We start from the raw sequence: 4,810 nt of genomic DNA, 5'->3' as shown, positions 1-4,810 counted from the left end.
AACAGGATCATTGAAGTTCCAATAATGCAGCAAGTCTTGCCCCTGCACCACGGCTGGGCTCAGGCTCCACGCCATGAGTCCGAATGTAAGTAGCGCGCTTAGTATCAGTTTTCGCATAAGTGGGTTACCTCGATTGGGTTGTATGAGTAAGGTATGAACGCGGATCTAAGATGCGGATTATCCGCACAGCATGCAAGACCGTTTGTGTTATCCATCCATTACGACCCACCGTGCCATGCTCTCCTGGCCTGCTTTCGATCAACGCGCCGTTCATGAAGAAGAGATCATGGACGACTTCTCGGTGGTGGACGATCGCCTCGAAACCGCGCTGCGCGATATTCGGATCACCAACTGGCTGCTGGGGGGGTACGGGCCGTCTCATCGAGCGCTGCGGCGGTTCATGAAACCAGCACGTCCGCATCACATCCTCGATCTGGGCAGCGGTAGTGCCGACTACCCGGCCCATCTGGTGCGGTGGGCAGATGCGCAGGGGCTCGATGTACGTGTCGATGCGCTCGAAGCCAACCCGGTTACTGCCGACCACGCCCGTGCATATCTTGACCAGGCGCTCCCAGGCCGCCTCAGACCCCGTGTGCGCGTGATCACCGACGACGTGTTCACCTACACGCCCGATCAGGGCACACGCTACGACCTGGCCCATGCCGGACTCTTCCTGCATCACTTTCCGGATGCGGAGCTCATCGCGCTGTTGAAGCGCATGCACACGCTCTGTCCGCACGGGCTCGTGATCAACGACCTGCACCGGCACCCGGTGGCTTACGCGAGCATCTGGCTGCTCGCACGACTCCTGCCCACCTCGCCCATGTATCAGCACGACGCACCGCTCTCCGTGCGGCGTGCCTTTACACAAGACGAGCTGATGCGTGTCGTGCACAGAGCCGGCTACGCATCCGCCGAAATTACCTGGCACTGGGCCTTTCGTTGGGTCGTGCAAGCGCATCCTACGCGCCCGGCACTGCCGTGAGCATCGCCAAGGCAGAAGCTCAAGACGTTCGTAACGATGTAGACGAGCGGGAAAGAGGAGGTGCATCGTTTAGTATAGCCAGTGATTGTGCGCGGCGTGATGCACGCAGTATTAGCATGTACTTATATGTACCACGCACCGATGCGCGAGGCGTCAGGATACACGACGCGTCAGATACGAGAAATGAGATAGCAGACTGAGATATGACCGACGTAGCTGTAGTTGGCGGGGGGCTGGCCGGACTGAGTATTGCGGCGCAGATGGCGCAGGCCGGACACGCCGTCGAGGTGTTTGAAGCGGGCACGTATCCGCGCCATAAGCTGTGCGGCGAGTTCCTTTCGCCCGAAGCACAGGCGTCGCTCAACCGCCTGGGCGTACGCGAGAAGCTGGAAGCGCACAACCCGCCGCGGATCGACGAGTCGGTCGTTACCGCGCCGGGAGGCGCTACCGACACGGTGGCGCTACCGGGGGCCGCCTGGGGGATTAGCCGTTACGTACTCGACGCACTCCTGGCCGACCATGCCCGCGCCATGGGGGCTACAGTGCACACGGGCTGCCGGGTGTCAGATATCGAAGGAACGCTCGACACGGGGTTTGCCGTGACGCATGCCAGGGGGGCCACCACAGCCCGAGTAGTTGTGGGGGCGTGGGGAAAGCACGGCATCCCCGATCGTACGCTGGGCCGCACCGAGCTGACGCAGCCCGACCCGGTGGTTGCCTTCAAGGCACACTACGAGGGCGTTATTCCTGATGTGATCGACATCCACGCCTTCCCGGGCGGATACTGCGGGTGCTCGCCGGTCGAAGAGGGGCGCTTCAACGTCTGCTGGATCGGGCGGCGCGATCGGCTTAAGGAAGCGGGGTCGCCCGAGGCGATGCTCCAAACAGCAGCCGACGCCAATCCGCACCTGGCCGCCCGGCTGTCGCAGGGCACGCGCTGCACCGACTTCTGCGCGGTGAGCCAGGTTACGCTCGACACGAAGGGGCCGCTCCATCAAGACGTATGCATGGTTGGCGACACCGCTGCTATGATCGCGCCGCTCTGTGGCGATGGCATGGCGATGGCGCTGCACGCGGCCGACCTGCTCGCACCGCCGCTGCACGCGTTGCTGTCGGGAAGGGCCGCGCCTGCTACGCTGCGCACGCAGTACGCCACGCGCTGGCACGACGCCTTCGACCGACGCCTGCAGTGGGGACGCCTGGTGCATGCCATCGCGTTCCGGCCCGGTGTGGCACGAGCCGTCACGAAGGCGCTTCGCCTTCTTCCGCCGCTGCATCGTTGGATGTTTCGCCAGACACGTGGCCCGCTGCCCGCGTAAGGCGATCCATCAGCGCGCGTCCCAGCCCTACCGGCTCGACCGGCTCGCACACAATGCGCGTGAAGCCTTCCCTGTCGAACTGCCGCAGGGTCGCATACAGGCGCGACGCATAGTCCGACAGGTCGCGGCAGAGCACGACACGTCCCCATGTGCCTGGGCGTTTCGGACGGTTCAGGCCGAGGTAGCCCGCGTCGCGATCCGGAGCCGCTGCCTCCGCATCCACAATCTCAACAGCAGCATGCGGGGCGTAGTGGCGATGCCGCGTGCCCGGGCTGCGCTGCTTTTGTTCTACCGTGTCAGCCAGCTGCAGGGCGGGCACCACGCGCTGCGCCTCCTCAAACGAAATAGCCCCTGGGCGCAGCATCACAGGGGGCTGGGTGGTCGTGTCGATCACGGTCGACTCAATGCCTCGGGGCGACTGCGGGCCAATCAGAATGCCACGGATACGTCCGTCCAGGTCGTGGCGTACGGCCTCCCAGGTCGTTGGGCTGGGGCGCCCCGACCGGTTGGCTGAAGGTGCAGCCACTGGCACCGCACACGCCGAAAGAAAATCCTGCGCCACCGGCAGCGAAGGAATACGCACGCCCACCGTGTCGAGTCCGGCTGTCGTTACATCGGGCACGGCGTCGCGTTTGTGCACCACGCAGGTAAGCGGGCCAGGGCTGAAAGCCTCGAAAAGCGCCCAGGCGGCCGGCGACAGGTCGCGGGCCACACGGTCGATCTGATCAATCGAATGCAGGTGTACGATCAGCGGGTTGTCGTCCGGGCGGCCCTTGGCCTCGAAAATCTTTGCAATCGCATCAGCATTCATCGCGTCGGCCCCGAGCCCGTACACGGTTTCCGTAGGAAAGGCCACGCAGTCGCCCAGGCGCAGCCAGCGGGCCGCCTTGATCGGGTCGTCGGTGCGTTGGGTCTTCATAAGATCGGCAGAGGGACAATAGAAAACGCGGCGAACTCCAGAGCAGGCTGTGCATCAAAGATAGCATACAGCAGCCCTTGTTTCGTATGACACGTACGGGCTGCACCGTCCGTTCTGTTCGTATGTTTTCATCGATCAACCGCTGGTACACCCATGTCCGAATCTCCAAACGAGGCGTCTGAGCAAGCAACCCCCCCTGATGCGGCATCGCCCGATGATGCTGCCGAGCAAAATGAAGAAAATGGAACCGCTTCCTCTGAAAACGCAGAGCCGCGTCAGGAAGCCAACGACGACACATCGACCTCCAACAAGTCGGCCTCCGACACGGAAGACAGCGGTCCCTCTCTCGCTGAGGCCTTCACCGAGGCCGCACAAGAAGCGCTTGAGAAACGACTGCAGTGGGTCGCGGTGCTCCGCAAGGCCGTACAGCGACTGGGCGAAGACCGGTCGGTGCCAGCTGTAATTGCCGATGACGTGGCAACGCTCTTCCGCATGCTGCAAGCCTGGCGTAAGGGGCGCTACCCCAACTTCCCGTGGCGCTCGGTAGGCGTGCTCACGCTGGCGGTGCTCTACTTTGCCTTCCTGCGCGGCCCCAAAGGAAAGTCGCTTGCCGGAATCGGAGTCGTCGACGATGCCGCCGTGCTGGCGTTTGTTGTGCGTACCGCTCACAAAGAGCTCAACCGGTTCCGCACCTGGGAGCGCAACCAGTAAACCATCCCTTGTTCGCATCCTCCCAACCCCCCAATTGCTTATGGAAGCAGCAGACTCCCCGCTCTGGTATCTTCTCATCCTCGCGCTCGGCATCGGCACCGGGCTTGTCATTGCCTGGATGCGCCGCAGCCGCGACGATTAGCGTGCCCTCCACGCGTTACAGGCGAAGCGGCGCTGTCATTGAGCCACCGGCTCGTGTCATCAACGAACCCGGCCACAGTGGCAGTTGCGCTTCGCCTCCGCTATGTTAATAGCATACACGTTGAAGTAAGTCCTGTGCAGTTGGTATATTAAGCCGTTGGTATACTGAAAGGGATACGGACATACCGTGTCCTGTTGTTATACCGCCTCGTGCATCAGCGGCGCCAATGCTACCCTGTGCACTCGCGCTCTTTTTGACCAGTCTCCCTCTTTATGATCGCCTTGTCACAACGCGTATTCGCCGTACTCCTCCTCGCCACCGCACTCGTCTGGGGTGGGGGCATGGGGTCTGAGGCGCATGCGCAGGATCTCCCGCTTGCCATCGACACCCCGGTTGAAGGGGTCACCAGCTACAACCCCGACATTCCCACTCCACAAGAGGTGATCGGCCACGAAATTGGCACGCGCCACACGCGCTCGGCCCAGGCCGTGGCGTACTTCGAAGCCGTGGCCGAAGTCAGCGACCGCGTACAGGTGCAGCACCATGGCACCACACACGACAATCGCACCCTCGTGCATGCTGTCGTCGCGCCCCCTGAAGACCTCGCGCGCATCGACGAAATCAAAGCGCAGAACCAGGCGCTCTCGTCCAATCCTGAGTCCGTGTCCGGCGCCGACTTGGCCAATCTGCCTACGGTTGTCTACATGGGCTACTCCATACACGGCGATGAGGCC

General features: G+C 62.7%; 4 protein-coding genes and 1 pseudogene. 4 read left to right on the top strand and 1 reads right to left on the bottom strand.

Annotated elements, in window-relative coordinates:
• Window positions 1-235 precede the first annotated feature (235 nt).
• Both PPP56_RS10840 and PPP56_RS10835 read left to right on the top strand, forming a co-directional pair.
• Complete coding sequence (locus tag PPP56_RS10840) at window positions 236-985, top strand: methyltransferase domain-containing protein (RefSeq protein WP_353564060.1); 750 nt, start codon at window positions 236-238, stop codon at window positions 983-985.
• A gap of 203 nt (window positions 986-1,188) precedes the next feature.
• Complete coding sequence (locus PPP56_RS10835; protein ID WP_353564059.1) at window positions 1,189-2,304, top strand: NAD(P)/FAD-dependent oxidoreductase; 1,116 nt, start codon at window positions 1,189-1,191, stop codon at window positions 2,302-2,304.
• Here PPP56_RS10835 and PPP56_RS10830 read toward each other — a convergent pair.
• Window positions 2,228-3,223, bottom strand: a complete 996-nt coding sequence (locus PPP56_RS10830) for an L-threonylcarbamoyladenylate synthase (protein WP_353564058.1) — start codon at window positions 3,221-3,223, stop codon at window positions 2,228-2,230. The two genes, PPP56_RS10835 and PPP56_RS10830, sit on opposite strands and share 77 nt — an antisense overlap.
• Window positions 3,224-3,376: 153 nt before the next feature.
• Here PPP56_RS10830 and PPP56_RS10825 point away from each other — a divergent pair, with 153 nt between their 5' ends.
• Together PPP56_RS10825 and PPP56_RS10820 are read left to right on the top strand one after the other, a co-directional pair.
• Window positions 3,377-3,934, top strand: coding sequence for a YkvA family protein (locus PPP56_RS10825; RefSeq protein ID WP_353564057.1), 558 nt, complete (start codon window positions 3,377-3,379; stop codon window positions 3,932-3,934).
• Between the two features lie 414 nt (window positions 3,935-4,348).
• Window positions 4,349-4,810 (top strand): annotated as a pseudogene (locus PPP56_RS10820) (M14 family metallopeptidase); the annotation flags it as partial.

Source organism: Longimonas sp. (assembly GCF_040409695.1).
Classification (GTDB): domain Bacteria; phylum Bacteroidota; class Rhodothermia; order Rhodothermales; family Salinibacteraceae; genus Longimonas.
The sequence above is the reverse complement of the archived record's forward strand: the minus strand, read 5'-3'. Positions and strand labels throughout refer to the sequence as shown.